Raw genomic sequence first — 16,722 nt, 5'->3', positions numbered from 1 at the left:
CCATGCAATGCACGCGTGCGGAGGTCTGTGTGGTCGCCGCCTCCGACTCCTGGCGCGGCGCCGGCGAGGTGCTGGCCCACGCCGTGGGGGCCGTCCCCGCGATCAGCGTCCGGCTCGCCCGGCTGACCCACTCTCCCGACCTGGTGCTCTCGGACGGCGAGGCCTTCTTCATGAGCGATCCTCCGCCGCTGGGGAAGACCGCGGCCGAGGCCGGGACCGTTGAGGCGTGGACGCCGTACCGGGAGGTGTTCGACATCGTCCAGTCCGGCCGCCGGAGGAGCATGATGGGCGCCAGCCAGCTCGACCGGTACGGCAACCAGAACATCTCCTGCATCGGTGACTGGCGGCGGCCCGCACGCCAGCTCATCGGTGTTCGCGGTGCACCGGGCAACACGGTCAATCACCGGACGAACTACTGGGTGCCCAAGCACTCCCCGCGGGTGTTCGTCGAACAGGTCGACGTCGTCTCCGGTGTGGGCAATGACCGGGCCAGGGCCGCGGGCGGCGCGGCGGCGCGATTCCACGATCTCGGAGTGGTCATCACCGAGCTGGCGGTCTTCGACTACGGCCCGGACGGCGCCTTGAGGATCAGATCGGTGCATCCGGGCGTGACCGTCGAGGAGGTCCGGCACGCTACCGGGTTCGCGGTGGACGCATCGACCGCCACGGAGACCCGGATGCCGACCGCGGAGGAGCTGCGGCTCATCCGCGAGGTGATCGACCCCATGGGACTACGGGCGCGGGAGGTGCCGGGCTAACCGAGGCCACCGTAAAGCAGCTTCAGGTACTGGTCGGCCACGTTGTCGGACTGGAGCGGACCCTTCGCGCGGTACCAGCGCACGGACGACCAGACGGCGTCGCGTATGAACAGGTAAGCGAGCTTGACATCGAGATCCGGCCGCACCACGCCCGAGGTCTGTCCGGCGGTCATCACCCGCAGCCAGATCTGCTCGATCCGCAGGCTGTAGTCGGCGACGTAGGCGAAGCCCTTCTCGCCGGCGAGGTTGTCGCTCTCGTTCTGGTAGACCGCCACGGCGTGCGGGGTGTCGTGGATACAGGAGAAGGAAATCTTGATCAGGTTGATCAGCGCCTCGCGGGGATCGCCGCCCTGCCGCTCCACCCCGGCGAACCGGTCGTACAGCCGGGTGAGGAAGGTGCGGAGGATCTCGTCGAGCAGCGCCTCCTTGGAGGGAAAGTGATGGTAGATGCTCCCCGCCAGGATCCCGGCGGCCTCGGCGATGTCCCGCGTGGTCGTCCCCGCGTAGCCCCGGGTGGCGAACAGCTCGGCCGCGACCGCCAGGAGCTGCTCGCGGCGATCGGCACGGCTCGGCGTCCGGCCACCCTCGCGCTTGCCGCCCTGCTCGCGCGACTTGGCCACCACCATCTGCTCCCCCTCACCGCAGGACGCCCTGCCCCATCACCGCCGCCGTATCCGACGCGTCCTCATGGTACCGAACAAACATTTGGTCATGGCGAGGAGCGTCATTGAGCACCTTCGAACGCGCGACGACCGTCCCCGGTCTGCTACGCGGCGCCGACCTGCGCTTCGGAGCCCATCGGGCCGTCGTCGACGGAGAGACCGAGCTGAGCTACCGCGAGCTCGCCGCGCTCGCGGAGCAGGCGGCCCGGGCCTTCCGCGCATGCGGCACGCGCCCCGGCGATCGGGTCGCCCTCTGGATGCCCAACAGGGCGGAGTACATCGTGGCCGCGCTGGGAGCACTCTCAGCGGGTGCCGCGCTCGTCCCGCTGAATACCCGCTACCGGGGCCAGGAGGCCGCGGCCATTCTGGCCCGGTCGCGCGCCACGACGCTTGTCACCTCGAACGGTTTCCTTGGCACCGACTACCTCGGATTGCTGCGCGCGGCCGCCGCGCCTGGCGCGGCGGGGAGCGGGCCCCTGCCCGGCCTGCCGTTCCTTCGCACCCTTGTCGACGTGCCCGGCAGCGGGGAGCCGCACTCACCAGGAACGCTGAGCTGGTCACGCTTCCTCGAACGTTCCGGGGAGGTCCCCGCCGAGGAGGCCAGGGCGGTGGCCGCAGCCGTCCAAGAGGATGATCTCTGCGACGTCCTGTTCACCTCGGGCACGACCGGACGGCCGAAGGGCGTCATGAGCGCGCACCGGCAGACGGTCGACGTGGCACGCATCTGGGCGACGGGGGCACGGCTGACCAGCCGGGATCGGTACGCGATCGTCAACCCGTTCTTCCACGGCTTCGGCTACAAGGCGGGGATCATCGCCGCACTCGGGGCCGGCGCGACCGTCTACCCCGTCGCGACGCTCGATGCCGAGGCGCTCCTGGCGCTCGTGGAACGAGAGCGGATCTCAGTCATGCCCGGGGCCCCGGCGCTCTTCCTCACCCTGCTTGAGCATCCGCGCAGGACCGCCTACGACCTGTCGTCCTTGCGGTTCGCCACCGCCGGCGCCGCGACAGTGCCGGAGTCCCTGTTCAGCCGGATGCGCGACGAACTCGGATTCACCGAAGTGGCACAGGCTTATGGCCTTACCGAGTGCATCATGGTGAGTCGGTCCCGCATCGGCGAGGATCCCCACCACATTGCCGAGACCACCGGTCCGCCCGTCCCGGGGATCGAACTGCGCCTCGTCGACACCACGAGCGGCGCGGAGGCGCCGGTCGGCGCGGACGGCGAGATCCTCGTGCGGGGCAGGAACGTCATGCTCGGCTACTTCGAGGACGAGACCGCCACCCGCGAGGCCATCGACGCCAACGGCTGGCTGCACACCGGCGACATCGGGCGCCTGGACGACCACGGGTGCCTGAAGATCACCGATCGGCTGAAGGACATGTTCACCGTCGGCGGGTTCAACGTCTACCCGGCCGAGGTCGAGAACGTCCTCGCCGCCCACCCGGACGTCTCCGAGGCCGCCGTCGTGGCCCGGCCGGATCCACGGCTCGGCTCGGCCGCTCACGCCTTCGTCGTGCCCGTCCCGGGCGCCTCGCCGGACCCGGCGGAGCTGATCGCTCACTGCCGGGCGCGGCTGGCGAACTTCAAGGTCCCCCACGAGCTGACGCTGGTGGTCTCGCTGCCCCGCAACGCCAGCGGCAAGATCGTCAAGCGGGAGTTGAGCGCGGCCGAACCGGCTCCCGGACCGCCAAAGATTGACTAACAAATGTTTGATAGGTAACGGAGGTCCCCATGCCCGAAGCAGTCATCGTCGCGATGGCGCGCTCGCCGATCGGTCGAGCGCACAAAGGCTCTCTGAAGGACGTGCGTGCCGATGATCTGCTCCGCCAGATCGTCACGGCCACGCTGAAGCAGGTTCCCGACCTCGATCCGAGCACCATCGACGACCTCATGGTGGGCTGCGCCCAGCCCGCCGGGGAACAGGGTTACGGTCTCGCCCGCCAGGTCGCCATCGGTCTGGGGCTCGACGGAGTGCCGGGGACCGTGTCGCAGCGGTACTGCGCGTCGAGCGTCCAGACCACCCGGATGGCCTTTCACGCGATCCGATCAGGCGAGGGTGATGTCTTCGTCTCCGCCGGAGTGGAATGCGTTTCCCGGTACGGCCTTGGCAAGTCCGACGGCCTCGATGGCACCCGCAACCCGCGTTACGCCGCCGCGGAGGAGCGGACGAGGGCCAGGTCCGCCGCGGGCGCGGAGCCCTGGACCGACCCTCGAACCGCCGGTGAACTGCCTGACCCCTACATCGCCATGGGCCAGACCGCCGAGAACGTCGCCCAACTGCGCAGCATCAGCCGCGCCCGGCAGGACGAGTTCGGCGTGCGCAGCCAGAACCTCGCGGAGAAAGCCCTCGCCGACGGGTTCTTCGAAGTCGACATCACGCCCGTCACCCTTCCGGACGGAACAGTCGTCACCCATGACGACTGCCCGCGCCCGGGCGTGACCCTTGAGTCGGTCGCCCGCCTCTCCCCCGTCTTCCGGCCGGACGGCACCGTCACGGCGGCCAACTGCTGCCCCCTCAACGACGGCGCCGCCGCTCTGGTGATCATGTCGGACAGGAGGGCACACGACCTGGGCATCCAGCCTCTGGCCAGGATCGTCTCCACCGGCGTGTCGGCCCTCTCTCCCGAGATCATGGGGCTCGGGCCCTCCGAAGCCATGGCTCAAGCGCTCTCCCGGGCGCGGCTGACCGTGGCCGATCTCGATCTAGTGGAGATCAACGAGGCGTTCGCGGCTCAGGTGCTCCCGGTCTGCGACGATCTGGGACTCGCCCTCGATCGCGTGAACGTGCACGGCGGAGCGATCGCGCTCGGCCATCCCTTCGGGCAGACCGGAGCACGGCTCACCACCACCCTGATCAACGGACTCCGCCGTCGCGACGGCCGTTTCGGCGCCGTGACCATGTGCGCCGCAGGCGGCCAGGGTATGGCCCTCGTCATCGAACGCCTGTCATGACCGGAATGGTGAACACCGACCGTCCGGCCGGCGAGTGGATCGGCCATCCTCTCGGCCGGCGCTCGGTCGCCTGGACCGAGCGCGACGCGATCCTCTACGCGCTCGCCGTCGGAGCGAGAGCCGACGAGCTCGATCTCGTCTTCGAGGCACGGCTCCGCCCGCTCCCGACCTTCGCTCTCACACTCGCCCAGTGGGCGCCCGACGCGCTCGGAGCGCTGCGCGCGTTCGAGCCCGGCCTGGCGCTGCACGGCGCGCAGCGGCTGGAGGTGCTCGAGCCGCTGCCGGCGCGCGGCGAGCTCACCATGACCGCCGAGGTGGAGGCGGTGTGGGACAAGGGCTCCGCCGCCGTCTTCGACGTGCGCGTCGAGAGCCGTTGCTTCATGGCCCGCTGGTCGATCTTCGCACCGGGGCGCGGCGACTTCGGTGGCGATCGCGGACCCGCCGCCTCGCCCACCGCGGCCGAGGGCGACGAGCTGACCGTGGCGTTGGCGACCTTTCCCGAGCAGGCGGCGCTCTACCGGCTCTGCGGCGATCGCCACGCGATCCACATCGACCCGGCCGCCGCGCGGGCGATCGGGCAGCCCCGCCCCATCTTGCATGGTTTGTGCACCCTGGCGACGTCCGCGTTGGGCCTCGCCCGCGCGCTCGGCGCCCACCCCGCGGACCTGCGGAAGCTGAAGGGTAGATTCACCGCGCCCGTCCTGCCCGGCGACACACTGGAGCTGCGAGCCAAGACTTCCGGCACCGCCGCCGACTTCACCGTCGCGAAGGAAGGTCACACGGTCATCGCTGCGGGCCATGCGCTGTACGGCGACTGAGCGCGGCTCACACCATGGGAGGGTGGGCACCGACGTTCAGCTCCCCCGCCCCGTACATCGCCAGGGTCCGGTCGAGGTCGTTCATCCCGAAGGCCTGGACGGTGTGAATGTTGCGCCAAGCCTGCTCGATGGGATGGCCCATGCGCACCATCTCACCTCCGGAGTGCTCGAACAGCCGGTCCACGGCGTCGGCAGCACGGCGGGTCGCCACCACCTGGTCGCGCCGGATCCTGCGGCGCAGGGCCCAAGGAATCGGTTCGTCCTTCTCGGCGTGGCGCGTCAATTCCCGCAGATCGCGGACGATCTGGAGCCAGGACGCGTCCAGGTCGGCTGCGGCTCCGCCGATGTGAGCGTTGCTGAAGTCGTCGCTGCCGGTCGTCAACCCGCTCCAGGCCATGCCGAGCCTGGTCCGCAACCAGCCGACCAGGGCGGCGTACGCGCCCTCCGCCATGCCGATCACCGGTGCCGCCGTCGCGGCGGCGAAAACCGAGGGCAGCGGCACCCGGTACAGGACGCCGGGGTTGGCCTCCAGGCCCGGAGCGGTTCCGTCCAAGCACGGCGCGAAACTGAGCGAACGGTGCGCGGGCACGTAGACGTCGTCCGCAACGAGATCGTGGCTGCCGATGCCACGCAGCCCAACAGTGTCCCAGTTGGCCTCGACGCGCAGATCCGTCATGGGCACCAGGAAGGTGACGAGATCGGCCGGCGCCCCATCGGGCGTAGAGATCATTCCGCCGAGCAGCGCCCAGCCGGCGTGGCGACAGCCGGTGGCCCAGCTCCATCGTCCCTGGATGCGGAACCCACCGCGCACCTCGACGACGTGTCCGGTGGCGGCGTAGGCGGCCGTCACCAGTGCATCCGGTCCCGTCTCCCAGACCTCGTCCTGAGCTTTGACCGGGAACAGGCTCAGATGCCATGAGTGCACGCCGAACCAGCTCACAAGCCATCCGGTCGACCCGCAGGCACCGGAGATGTCGCGGATGGTCTCGACGAAGGCGATCAGATCCGATTCCGAACCGCCGAACCGCCGCGGCACCAGCATCCGGAACGCCCCGGCCTCGGCGAGCTGCTCGACCGACGTCTGGGAGATCTCCCTGTCGCGATCGGCTTGCGCGGCCTTGTCCCGCAGAGTGGGAAGGATCCCACCAGCCTTTTCCCGAGTCCGATCGTCCATCCTGCGTCTCCTTAGCCCGGCGGCGTGCGAGTGTAGGCTAGATCACCTCCCTTCGGCCGGGAATCTCCCGATGAGTAGGACGAATCACCATGCACGACAGTGAAGCCGCTCCTGTTTCCATGATCGATAGACTCGTGCTGGTGCTGGACAGCTTCGATGGTTCCGCCCGGCTTTCCCTCGCGCAGATCGTCCGCCGCAGCGGACTTCCACGTTCCTCGGTGCACCGGATCCTGGAGCGTCTGGTGGCGGTCCGATGGCTCACTCGGGAGGGCAACGACTACCGGCTCGGCATCCGGATATTGGAGCTCGGCTCCCTCGTACTCCAGCAGGACACGCTGCGTGAGGCCGCCCTGCCACTGATGCAACGCCTGGGCACGACCAGCAGGCACACCGTGCACCTCGCCGTCCTGGACGGCGTCGAGATCGTCTACCTGGAGAAACTGGGCGGCCCGTCGGCGGCCGAGCTGCCCTCCCGGATCGGTGGGCGTGCCCCCGCCTATTGCACCGGGGTGGGCAAGGCGATGCTCGCCTATGCCGACGACGAGACGGTGCAGAAGGTCATCGAGAACGGCTTGGCCGCACGCACGCGGTTCACGATCACGAATCCGGTCCAGTTCGTCCGGGAGTTGCAGAGAGTGCGCGAACATGGTGTCGCCTTCGACCGAGAAGAGGCTGTGCGCGGCGTCGGCTGCGTAGCCGCGGCGGTGCGAGGGCCCGGTCCAGCGGTGGCCGCGTTGTCGGTCTGCGGGCCGGTGCGCCAGCTCAACTTCACCCAGCTGACATCCATGGTCCAGCAGGCGGCGCAGCGGATCTGGCGAGCCGCGAACGCCGGAACGCCCGTCCCGTCGTTCCGCGGGGCCCGACCCGGAGCAGGCGGCGCCTGGCCGCCCGGCGTCCTGGACGCCTGGGCAACCTGGCCGCGCATGACCGATTGGCTCTAAGAACCGTCACGTTCGGCCACCAGGCCGAGGGCTACGTCGATGATCATGTCTTCCTGGCCGCCGACGAAGCCGAGTTCGCCGCAACGGCGCAGGATCTCGTGTGCCGGGACCTTGTAGCGCTCGGCCGCCCGCTCGGCGTGGAGCAGGAAAGAGGAGTACACCCCGGCCCAACCCTGAACGATGGCGTTGCGGTCCATCTTGGGCCACCGCGGCAGGTAGGGACGGACGACTTCCTCGGCGGCGTCGAGCAGTGCGGAGACGTCCAGACCAGTGCTGACGCCCAGACGGTCGAACACCGCGGCCAGTACCTCGGTGGGCGAGTTCCCCGCCCCCGCGCCCAGCGCGCACAGCGATCCGTCGATCGACCTGACGCCCGCTTCGTGCGCGATCACCGAGTTGGCGACGCCGAGGCTCAGATTCTGATGCCCGTGGTAGCCGACCCATGCCTCATCTCCGACCTCGGCGACGAGAGCCTCGAACCGGGCCTTGGCCTCATGCATGAGGAGCGCACCCGCCGAATCGGTGACATAGGGGCACTGGCATCCCGCATCGACCATGATCCGGGCCTGCTTCGCCAGCTCCTCGGGCGAGGTGCGATGGGCCATCATGAGGAAGCCGACCGTCTCCATGCCAAGCTCGCGGGCCGCTGCGAAGTGCTGCGGTGAGACGTCGGCCTCGGTGCAGTGGGTCGCGACCCTCACCATGTCGGCGCCGGCGTCGCGGGCGCGGCGAAGGTCCTCGACGGTGCCGATACCGGGGACCAGCAGAACGGCGATGCGAGCCTGCTTCGTCTCATCGCGGGCGGCCGCGATGAGGGTCATCTCATCGGTGGCGGAGAAGCCGTAGTTGAACGACGAGCCGCCGATGCCGTCGCCATGGGCGACTTCGATGACCTCGATGCCGGCCCGGTCGAGCGCACGGACGGTCTGCCGCACCTCGTCCTCGGTGAACCGGTGCGCCATGGCATGGCTGCCGTCGCGCAGCGTGGTGTCGATGATCCGCACGTCGTGGCGGAGTTCCGGCCGGTTCATGCCCGTACTCCGGCCTTTTGCGCCAGCTTGGCCGCGGCGATCAGTTCGCCGACCCGCGCGGCGGCGGCCGTCATGATGTCGAGGTTGCCCGCCCAAGGCGGCAGGTAGTCGCCGTTACCCCGGACCTCCAGGAACACCGCGACCCGTCCGAGCCCGTTCCATTCTGAGCGAACCTCGTCAAACTGCGGCTCGGCACGCAGCGTGTAGCCGGGAACGTACTGCTGCACCTCAGTGACCATTGCCTGGATGGAGGCACTGACCGCCTCGTGGTCGGCGTCCGCGCCGATCGAGCAGTACACCGTGTCGCGCATGATCATCGGTGGTTCGACAGGGTTGAGAATGATGATCGCCTTGCCCTTGCGGGCCCCGCCGACCGCCTCCACGGCACGCGCGGTGGTCTCGGTGAACTCGTCGATGTTCGCCCTCGTGCCCGGGCCCGCACCGCGTGAGGCGACCGAAGCGACGATCTCGGCGTAGTCGACCGGCGTCACCCGCGATACCGCGTGCACGATCGGGATCGTCGCCTGTCCGCCGCAGGTGATCATGGATAGGTTCGGCGAGTCCAGATGTTCGGCGCCGTTGACCGGCGGTGACACCATGGGCCCGAGATGTGCGGGGGTCAGGTCGACGGCCTGGATCCCGGCTTCGGCATAGCGCGGCGCGTTCTCCACGTGCGCTCTGGCCGACGTCGCCTCGAACACGAGCTCCGGCGGATGATCTTGACGCAGCAGCCAGTCGATGCCTTCAGCCGAGGCGCTGACGCCGCGAGACCTGGCGCGGGCCAGACCGTCCGATTCCACCACGCCGACCACGTATCCGACATCGATCACAGAGCTCCGCCGCAGTTTCTCCAAGAGGTCCGTGCCGATGTTCCCGGGACCGACGATCGCGGCCATCACCTTTTCAGCTCCCATGGCGTGAACTGTTGCAGCCGGCTCATGGGCGCAGAAGCGGATGACCCGCTCAGCGGGACTGTGCGACCCTTCCCGGTCGACGCTAGTCGAAGGTCACCTCGACCTCGTCGGACATGGGGAGGGCCTGGCAGCTCAGAACCAATCCCTCCTCCAGGTCCTCGTCCTCGAGGACGTCGTTGCACAGCATCTTCGTTTCCCCGGCAAGCACACGGCAGGCACAGGCACCGCAGAACCCCTCCTCACAGGAGAACGGCGGTTGCAGGCCGCGAGCCCGTAGCAGAGCGAGCAAGCTGATCTTTGTAGGCCACTCCAGCAGATGCTCATCGCCGTTCAGAGCGACCTTGAGTTGGGCACTGTCCGCGGCCCCGGACTCCTCCGGGATATTCTCCACTGCGGCGAAGGGATCACCGGAGAGCGAGTGGAAACGTTCCATGACGATCCTCTCCCTGCCCATGCCCAGCGAGCCCAGAGCCTCGCCGACCGCGTCCATGAACGGCGCCGGGCCGCAGATGAAGGCGGCGTCCCTGGCTGCGTGGGGTGCGGCGAGAGCCGCCAGCGACGCGACGGTCGGCAGCCCCTGGAGGCTCTCAAGGAGATGAACGACCTGCAGGCGATCGGGTGCCGAGGCCGCCAAATCCCGGAGCTCCCCCGCGAAGATCACCGACGCCTCGTCGCGGTTGGCGTAGAACAGCACGGCGCTGCCGGCGCTCCCGGCCAGGAGCGCGTTGACGATGGAGATCACCGGGGTGATGCCGCTGCCCGCCGCGAACAGGAGCAGGTCGGCCTCGAGCGAGTCCGGGGTGAAACGCCCGGAGGGCGGCAGCACCTCGAGGGTGTCCCCCGGGCGCACGTGGTCGCAGAGCCAGTTCGATCCATACCCTCCCTTGACCCTCTTGACGGTGATCCTGAGAGTCGGATCGGCCCCGGGTGCGCTCGACAGCGAGTAGCAGCGCGCCGCACCGGCTCCTTCCCCATCGGGGATCCGCACCGTGAGGAACTGCCCGGGCCGGTAGGTGAACCGGCCGCGGAGTTCCTCAGGCACGCCCAGGACGATCGAGCAGGCGTCGGCAGTTTCGGCGATCACATTGAGAACCGGCAGCCCGCAAGCGGAGGTGTTCACCAGGTGGACTCCGCCTTGGACGGCGCGGGCAGAGACGGCACGGGCAGCCGGCCCTCACGAACGGCGCCCTCGACGCTGTCACGCAACTCGGCACAGGTCGGGAGCACACTTGCCAGGCTGCGTGGTACCGAGCTCCGGCCCAGCTCCGGGCAGCCGGAGGTGTCGGTGGTCCATTGGATCTCCGTGTGCGCGAGGCTGTTCTTCCGCACCAGGACGCACGCCCCGCACCGCCGGCAGGTGACGGGGTACTCGGGCCGTTCGTCGATCATGAGACGTGCACGACGCGGCCTTCGGCGAGGTTCTCCTGGACCTCGCGCTGCCAGAAGCCGTTGGCCCGTTCGGTGTCGATCTCGAACTCGAACCGCCGGGTCATCTCGGGGGTCACGTCCTCGACGTCCACATAGAACTGCTCGTACCAGCGGCGGAGCTGGTAGACGGGACCGTCCTCCTCGCACAACAGCGGGTTGTCGATCTTCGTCTTGTTCCGCCAGATCGCCACGTCCTGCAGAAAACCCTTCTCCACGACCTTGGCGACAGCCTGGGAGTACTGATCGGCGTGCTCCTCGGGCATGCCTTCGGCCTTCTTGACGATCACGCCCCACTGGAGGACGAAGCTCGTGGGAGAGACCGGATAGTGGCAGTTGATCAGAATGCTCTCCAGCGTCCGGTCGCCGGAGACGCTCTTCAACGGATTGATCATGTACGAGGGCCCGTAGTAGGCCGCCTCGGAAACGGTGAGCTTCTCATCCGAGCGGCCGGTCCCGAGGTCGACGTCGGGACGGGACCTGCTGTTCATGTACTGCGCGGCGATGTGCCCCTCGAAGACGTTCTTGAAGAACGTGGGGAACGAGTAGTGGATGTAGAAGAAGTGGGCCATGTCCACGACGTTGTCGACGATCTCCCGGCAGTGGGAGCCCTCGACGAGCAGCCGGTTCCAGGTGAAGGAGGTCCACTCGTCCGAACCGGCCTCAGTGATCTCTGGGATGGTCACTTCGGGCGGTGGCGGGTTGCCTTGAGGGTCGTGCCAGACGAACAGCTGCTGGTTCCGCTCCAAGGTGGTCCAGGAGCGGGTGCGTGCCCGCAGCGGCACCCGCCTGGCGTAGGGGATGCTCGCGCAGCGGCCGTTGCCGGACCAGCGCCAGTCGTGGAACGGGCAGGCGATCTGGTCGCCCTTGACCTCGCCCTGGCTCAGGTCGCCCCCCATGTGGGGGCAGTAGGCGTTGAGGACGCTCAGCTTGCCACTGCCGTCGGCGAACACCACGAGCTTGGTCCCGAAAGCCTCGACGGCGTGCGGCTTGCCATCGTTGAAGTGCTCCAGGAGACCGAGGCAATGCCAACCGCGCGCGTACCGGGTGGGCGGGGCCGCCGCCTCGATCACGCGGGTCTCCTCACCGCCGGTCTGTTGTGTGGTCACGAGAGCTCCAGGGTCGAGGCTGCCGCAGTGCCTCACGGCAACCGCCGGATCGGGGTAGGAGGGGCGCACCTCACCGTCGGCGCGTGAGGTATGAGGTGCGCCTCTCCTCCGGCGAGGCTAGGCCGGGACGGAAGCCCGTTTCACGGGCGTTCCCGCTGGCCGGGACGGCGCCGCCCACATGTTCCCCTGCCGGTCACCAAGCGACCGGCAGGTCGGTCATGCCGCCGGTGAGGATGCCCTCCAGGAAGACCGGCTCACCGTCGAGTTTCAGCCCTGGGAGCCGCTTGAACAGGGTGCCGATACCCACCTCCAGCTCCATGTGGGCGAGCGGCGCGCCCAGGCAGCGGTGCAGGCCGTGGCTGAAGGTGAGGAACTGGTTGGGCTTGCGCAGCAGGTCGTAGCTGTCGGCGTTTTCGAAGGCGTTGTCATCATGGTTCGCGGACGTCACGTCCACCATGACGGCCTCCCCCGCCTTGATCGGGCAACCGGCGATCGTCGTGTCCTCGGCTGCGGCGAAGGGGACCAGGCCAGGACCAGAGGAGTGAGTACGGCCCAGCGTCATGTTGCCGTGGCGGAGGATCTCGTCGACCGCGCTACTGATTCTCCCGTCGATGTCCTCGCTGAGAACTGCGTGCTGGTCGGGATTGAGCAGGAGCGACAGGACTCCCTGCGCGGTGAAGTTGGCGGTGTTGTCGAACCCGCCGACGACCAGCAGCATCGCGATTTCGACGATCTCTCCGTCGGTGAGCTCGTCGTCGGCCTCCTTGGCCGCCGCCAGCGCGCTGAGCAGATCGTCCTTGGGTTCGGCACGGCGCTCCGCGATGAGCTCGTTCAGGTAGACGAACAGCGAGGTCGCGTGTTCCATCACCTGGCTCTCCTCCATGCCGGAGGTCGACAGCAGGGCGTGACTCCACTGCACGAAGTTCGTCCGGCCCTCCTCGGGCACGCCGAGCAAGTCGCCGATGACCCGGATGGGAAGCGGCAACGCGAAGGCGTCGATGAGATTGGCCGAGGTCGCACTGCCTGCGGTCATCCGATCGACCAGCTCGTCCGCGAAGGCCTGGGTCGACTCGCGGAGCCTGTCCACGCGCCGCTGGGTGAAGGCCTTGATGACCAGCCTGCGCATCCGCGTGTGGTTCGGCGGATCCATGAACTGGAGAGTCTGCGTGAGGAACGCGGGGAACTCGATCGCGTACGGGACCGTACGGCCCTCGCGGAACGGCTTGCGGACGAAGGCGCGGTTCTCCAGCATCTCCCGGCAGGCGTCGTGACGGTGGATCAACCAGGCGTCACCGCCGAACTCGAAGGTGACCTTGGTCATCGGCCTGTCCTCACGAAGCGCCCGCATGATCTGCAAGGCTTCCTCCGCGCCGACCGGTCCGTAAGGGAACTGGGCTTTCAAGGTGTCTCCTTGCGGTTCAGGTCGGGAAGGCGAGTTCGGCGATCTGAGCGTTCGCCGGATCGGTGATCTCACCGATCCGCGCGGCGACGCTCTCGGGGGTCGCCTCGGGATCCTGGATCCCGGGCGTGTTGACCATGACCATGCGGGAGATGAAACCGCCCGCCGCGTTGATGACCTCGCCGGTGATCGCGCAGTCGGGATGGACCAGATAGGTCACGACCGGCGACACCTTCTCCGGTGGCATCTCGGCCTGCATCCACTCGACCGTGCCGGGTGGGAGCGACGGGCGCGCGAGCTCCAGCATCCGGGTCGCGGCGCCGGGGGCGACGGCGTTCACCTTGATGCCGTGCGCCGCGCCGGCGACCGCGAGGGTGCGGGTCAAGCCGTAGACGGCGCCCTTGGCGGCGCCGTAGTGGGCCATGTCCGGCTGGCCGGTCATCGCGGCCGAAACGGTGTTGACGATCCGGCCGCTGCCGGAGGCTGCCAAGTGCGGCCAGGCGGCCCTGCAGAGCATGAGGGTGCCGAGGTAGTGAACGTCGATGAAGTCGTGGAAGACCTCAGGTTCCAGATCCTCGAACCGGCCCAGCCGGTAGATTCCAGCGTTGTTCACTACTCCGTCGATGCGGCCGAATCGCTCGATGGTCTGTTCCACGAGCGACTCGACGCCCTTGGGGTCGGCGATCGAGTCGGAATTGGCCAGGGCCGTGCCGCCGGCTGCCTCGATCTCCGCGGCGACCCGCTGTGCCGGGTCGTCGGACGGAACGTTCCCGTCGGTGTCGCCGCCCAGGTCGTTCACGACGACAGAGGCGCCACGCGCGCCGAGCAGAAGGGCGTGAGCACGGCCGATTCCGCGCCCAGCACCGGTCACGATGACGACGCTTCCGGTGAAGTCGAGCATGCGTTCTCCTCTGATGGGGCCCGATCAGGGGCGAGTGCCGCCGCCGGCAACGTCGACGCGGGCGGTCCAGATCGATCCCTGTGCGCCCTCGCGGGACTTGGCGAAGTCGAAGACCTCGAAACCACAGGCGATGTAAAGGGTCTTGCGGTCATCGCCGCCGAGGTCACATGCCGTACTGCAACCGGCCTCCCCTTGGGGGACGGTCACCTGGGCGAGGACCTCGCCGCCGTCAGCGACACGCAGAACCCGGCTGCTGACCGGGAGCGCCACCCAGGCGGCGCCCTCGGCGTCCAGGCACATGCCATCCGGTAGCTCGCCGATGTCCGCGAAGAGCCGGTAGTCCGACAGTTCACCGTCGGCGCCGACGGTGAACGCGACGATCTTCTCGGCGAACGCCTCCGCGGTGACCAGGGTGCCGCCGTCGGCGGTCAGGGCGATGCCGTTGGCGCCCAGCAGATGGTCCGTGCCGGCAGCGATCCGGGCCGCCCCGCCGGGTTCGACGATGATGATCGGCGACGGCGCAGGTTGCTCCCCCGCCCACAGGTCGAAGCCGAGCTGGGTGATATATGCCCGGCCGTCGGCGGCGACGACCATGTCGTTGATCGGCCCGGCGGCCAGACCACGCAGGTCGGCGTAGAGTTCGGCCTTCCCGTCGGAAACGGCGAGCACCACGCGCTCGAACATCGAGTTCACCAGCAGCCGCCCGTCCGGCAAGAATCCGGTGCCTGCCAGCACGACCTCGGCCCCGTCCAGGGCGTCCCTGTCCCCGAGATCGACCAGGACTTCGGCCTCCCCCGCCGGGGAGAGCGCGACGATCCGGTGGTTGTACATGTCGGAGAAGTGGAAGCGTCCGTCATGCCAGCGTGGGCACTCGGTCCAGCTGAACCCCGTTGCCAGGCGCTCGGCGGCATAGGTCTCCATGGAGGCTCCTCGATCACGTGCCCGGTTCTGTATCAGGCCCGGCTGTCCCCTCGACCAGGCGGGCCTGTGAAGCGACTGCGACCGTATGCGCGCGGTTCCAGGCTGGACATCGGCGCTTCCCACTCAGCGGGACTGCTGTGATCCCGCACACACTGAAGTGGACCTGGACGTTGGGACTCACGTTCCGGCAGCGAGTCCGGATCGGGCGGGCTGAGCCCGGGCGTCATGTGCTCCGCTCATGCGGGTGGAGCATCAGGGGTGTTATGCGATCGTCGCCTCTCTCGGCGGCGCCCCGACGCACCCCGCCTGGTACTACAACGTGCAAGCGCACCCACACGTCGAACTGCAGGACGGTCCGATCTCGCGGGACATGATCGCTCGCGAGGTCGAAGGCGCCGAGAAGGCGATGTGGTGGCAGCGCGCCGTCGCGGCCTGGCCGGACTATGACGAGTACCAGAAGAACACCGACCGCATCATTCCGGTGTTCGTGCTGGAGCCTGTCGCCACGTGATGGCGCCGGTCAGATCATGGCTCGGAGCGGGCCTTGCGGATCGAGTCCCATCTGGGTCAGTGCGGCGGCCTGGAAGGCGCCGGCCGGTACGTGGATGGCATGTTGCAGCCCGACGTGGGCGTCACGCCAGAAGCGCTGGAGCACGTTGTCCCGGCGCACGACGTTGCCGCCGGACCGCGCGAAGATCTCGTCCACGGCCGCCACGGCGCGCCATGCGGACCTGACCTGGTCGCGCCGCACGACGGCCCGGTCCTCGAAGGTGATGGGACTGCCCGAATCGGCCTGGTCGTAGAGCCGGCTGATGCCCTCGACCAGCTGCGCGCGAGATGCGGCGATCTCGGCGGCGGCCTCGGAGATCGCGTAGAGCGCCGTGGCGTCCTCGCGGACCCTCGCTCCGGCCGAGGTGACCCGGTCGCGCTGATAGTCGAGATGAGCGTTCAGCGCGCCTTCCGCGATGCCTATGACGGCCGAGGTGATTCCGAGGGGGAACATGGCCCAGAACGGCAGTTTGTAGACGGTCTCCGACCGGCCCGCGCGGTCCGCCGAGAGTTCGCCCTCCGTCACGTCCGCGACCTTGATCGTCCGGTAGTCGGGGATGAAGGCCCCCTCGACGAGGATGTCCTTGCTGCCGGTGCCGCTGAGGCCGATCACGTCCCACGAATCGTCGACGATCGTGTAGTCGGAACGCGGTAGCACCACGTGCAGCCCGCGCACGGGCTGGGCGGGTCTGCCCGTCTCGTCTCCGATGAGAGCGCCCAGGAAGATCCAGTCGCAGTGGTCGGTGCCCGAGGAGAACTGCCAGTGTCCCTTCAGCACGTAGCCACCGTCGGCAGGGGTCGCCACGCCGCTCGGCATGTATGGGGAAGCGATCCAGGTATCCGGATCCTCGCCCCAGACCTCGCCTTGGACCTTGGGGTCCAGGAGCGCGAGTTCCCAGGGATGAACGCCGCCGACACCGCACACCCAGCCACTAGAACCGCAGCCCTTCGCCACTTCCATCACGGCCTGGGCGAAGTCCGCCGGGTGAGCGGCATGGCCGCCGTACTCCGGCGGCTGAAGCAGCCGCATGACCCCCGCCTCACGCACCAGCCTCACGCTCTCCTCGGAGAGCCTGCCGAGCTTCTCAGTCTGTTCCGCATGAGCGGCGAGGTGAGGAGCGATCGACTGCGCTCGGCGGACGACGTCGTGCATCAAGGGCCTCC

17 protein-coding genes are annotated in these 16,722 nt (G+C 68.6%); 6 read left to right on the top strand and 11 right to left on the bottom strand.

From position 1 onward, the window contains the following. The first annotated feature begins 2 nt into the window (after positions 1-2). Positions 3-758, top strand: a complete 756-nt coding sequence (locus tag F8566_RS41280) for a CoA-transferase subunit beta (RefSeq protein ID WP_225993982.1) — start codon at positions 3-5, stop codon at positions 756-758. Here F8566_RS41280 and F8566_RS41275 read toward each other — a convergent pair. Further along, complete coding sequence (locus tag F8566_RS41275) at positions 755-1,384, bottom strand: TetR/AcrR family transcriptional regulator (RefSeq protein ID WP_151568339.1); 630 nt, start codon at positions 1,382-1,384, stop codon at positions 755-757. The two genes, F8566_RS41280 and F8566_RS41275, sit on opposite strands and share 4 nt — an antisense overlap. Before the next feature lie 101 nt (positions 1,385-1,485). Here F8566_RS41275 and F8566_RS41270 point away from each other — a divergent pair, with 101 nt between their 5' ends. The 3 genes from F8566_RS41270 to F8566_RS41260 are packed head-to-tail and all read left to right on the top strand — an operon-like array spanning position 1,486 to position 5,194. Then, positions 1,486-3,126, top strand: coding sequence for an AMP-binding protein (locus tag F8566_RS41270; RefSeq protein WP_151568337.1), 1,641 nt, complete (start codon positions 1,486-1,488; stop codon positions 3,124-3,126). Between the two features lie 29 nt (positions 3,127-3,155). Continuing rightward, positions 3,156-4,376, top strand: a complete 1,221-nt coding sequence (locus F8566_RS41265) for an acetyl-CoA C-acetyltransferase (protein WP_151568335.1) — start codon at positions 3,156-3,158, stop codon at positions 4,374-4,376. Next, positions 4,373-5,194 (top strand): MaoC/PaaZ C-terminal domain-containing protein, encoded by an 822-nt coding sequence (locus tag F8566_RS41260; RefSeq protein WP_225993981.1) that lies wholly within the window; start codon positions 4,373-4,375, stop codon positions 5,192-5,194. The genes F8566_RS41265 and F8566_RS41260 overlap by 4 nt, the downstream gene beginning before the upstream one ends. A 7-nt stretch (positions 5,195-5,201) precedes the next feature. Here the strand turns inward: F8566_RS41260 and F8566_RS41255 are convergent, their stop codons facing one another. After that, positions 5,202-6,368 (bottom strand): acyl-CoA dehydrogenase family protein, encoded by a 1,167-nt coding sequence (locus F8566_RS41255; protein WP_151568333.1) that lies wholly within the window; start codon positions 6,366-6,368, stop codon positions 5,202-5,204. Between the two features lie 119 nt (positions 6,369-6,487). Between F8566_RS41255 and F8566_RS41250 the strand changes: the two genes are divergently transcribed. Next, positions 6,488-7,309: an IclR family transcriptional regulator gene (locus F8566_RS41250; protein WP_192810121.1), complete on the top strand. Its 822-nt coding sequence runs from the start codon at positions 6,488-6,490 to the stop codon at positions 7,307-7,309. On the opposite strand, the gene dmpG is transcribed toward F8566_RS41250, so the two are convergent. From dmpG to F8566_RS41210, 8 genes are all read right to left on the bottom strand, one after another. After that, positions 7,306-8,340 (bottom strand): 4-hydroxy-2-oxovalerate aldolase, encoded by a 1,035-nt coding sequence (dmpG, locus tag F8566_RS41245; RefSeq protein WP_151568329.1) that lies wholly within the window; start codon positions 8,338-8,340, stop codon positions 7,306-7,308. The genes F8566_RS41250 and dmpG overlap by 4 nt on opposite strands. Further along, complete coding sequence (locus F8566_RS41240) at positions 8,337-9,254, bottom strand: acetaldehyde dehydrogenase (acetylating) (protein ID WP_192810120.1); 918 nt, start codon at positions 9,252-9,254, stop codon at positions 8,337-8,339. Before F8566_RS41240 ends, dmpG begins: the two co-directional genes overlap by 4 nt. A gap of 82 nt (positions 9,255-9,336) precedes the next feature. Further along, positions 9,337-10,374, bottom strand: coding sequence for a ferredoxin--NADP reductase (locus F8566_RS41235; RefSeq protein ID WP_225993980.1), 1,038 nt, complete (start codon positions 10,372-10,374; stop codon positions 9,337-9,339). Then, positions 10,371-10,643, bottom strand: a complete 273-nt coding sequence (locus F8566_RS41230) for a hypothetical protein (RefSeq protein ID WP_151568327.1) — start codon at positions 10,641-10,643, stop codon at positions 10,371-10,373. Before F8566_RS41230 ends, F8566_RS41235 begins: the two co-directional genes overlap by 4 nt. Then, entirely contained in the window at positions 10,640-11,788 is a 1,149-nt protein-coding gene (locus tag F8566_RS41225) for a Rieske 2Fe-2S domain-containing protein (RefSeq protein ID WP_151568325.1), read from the bottom strand. Before F8566_RS41225 ends, F8566_RS41230 begins: the two co-directional genes overlap by 4 nt. Positions 11,789-11,981: 193 nt before the next feature. Next, positions 11,982-13,190, bottom strand: a complete 1,209-nt coding sequence (locus F8566_RS41220; RefSeq protein WP_225993979.1) for a cytochrome P450 — start codon at positions 13,188-13,190, stop codon at positions 11,982-11,984. A gap of 16 nt (positions 13,191-13,206) precedes the next feature. Continuing rightward, entirely contained in the window at positions 13,207-14,088 is an 882-nt protein-coding gene (locus tag F8566_RS41215) for an SDR family NAD(P)-dependent oxidoreductase (RefSeq protein ID WP_151568323.1), read from the bottom strand. A gap of 24 nt (positions 14,089-14,112) precedes the next feature. After that, on the bottom strand, positions 14,113-15,009 hold the full coding sequence (locus tag F8566_RS41210) for an SMP-30/gluconolactonase/LRE family protein (protein WP_151568321.1): 897 nt from the start codon (positions 15,007-15,009) through the stop codon (positions 14,113-14,115). Between the two features lie 238 nt (positions 15,010-15,247). On the opposite strand from F8566_RS41210, the gene F8566_RS41205 reads away from it, so the two are divergent. Beyond that, the gene (locus F8566_RS41205) at positions 15,248-15,520 is read left to right on the top strand and encodes a nitroreductase family deazaflavin-dependent oxidoreductase (protein WP_151568319.1); all 273 of its coding nucleotides are present in this window, start codon (positions 15,248-15,250) and stop codon (positions 15,518-15,520) included. Between the two features lie 9 nt (positions 15,521-15,529). Here F8566_RS41205 and F8566_RS41200 read toward each other — a convergent pair whose 3' ends face one another. Beyond that, a complete protein-coding gene (locus F8566_RS41200) occupies positions 15,530-16,711 on the bottom strand; it encodes an acyl-CoA dehydrogenase family protein (RefSeq protein WP_192810119.1) in 1,182 nt (393 codons plus the stop codon). Positions 16,712-16,722: the final 11 nt, after the last annotated feature.

It is taken from the genome of Actinomadura rudentiformis, assembly GCF_008923185.1.
In the GTDB taxonomy this organism is placed as follows: Bacteria; Actinomycetota; Actinomycetes; order Streptosporangiales; family Streptosporangiaceae; genus Spirillospora; species Spirillospora rudentiformis.
Note: the sequence above shows the minus strand (reverse complement) of the source record. Positions and strands in the feature narration are given on the sequence as shown.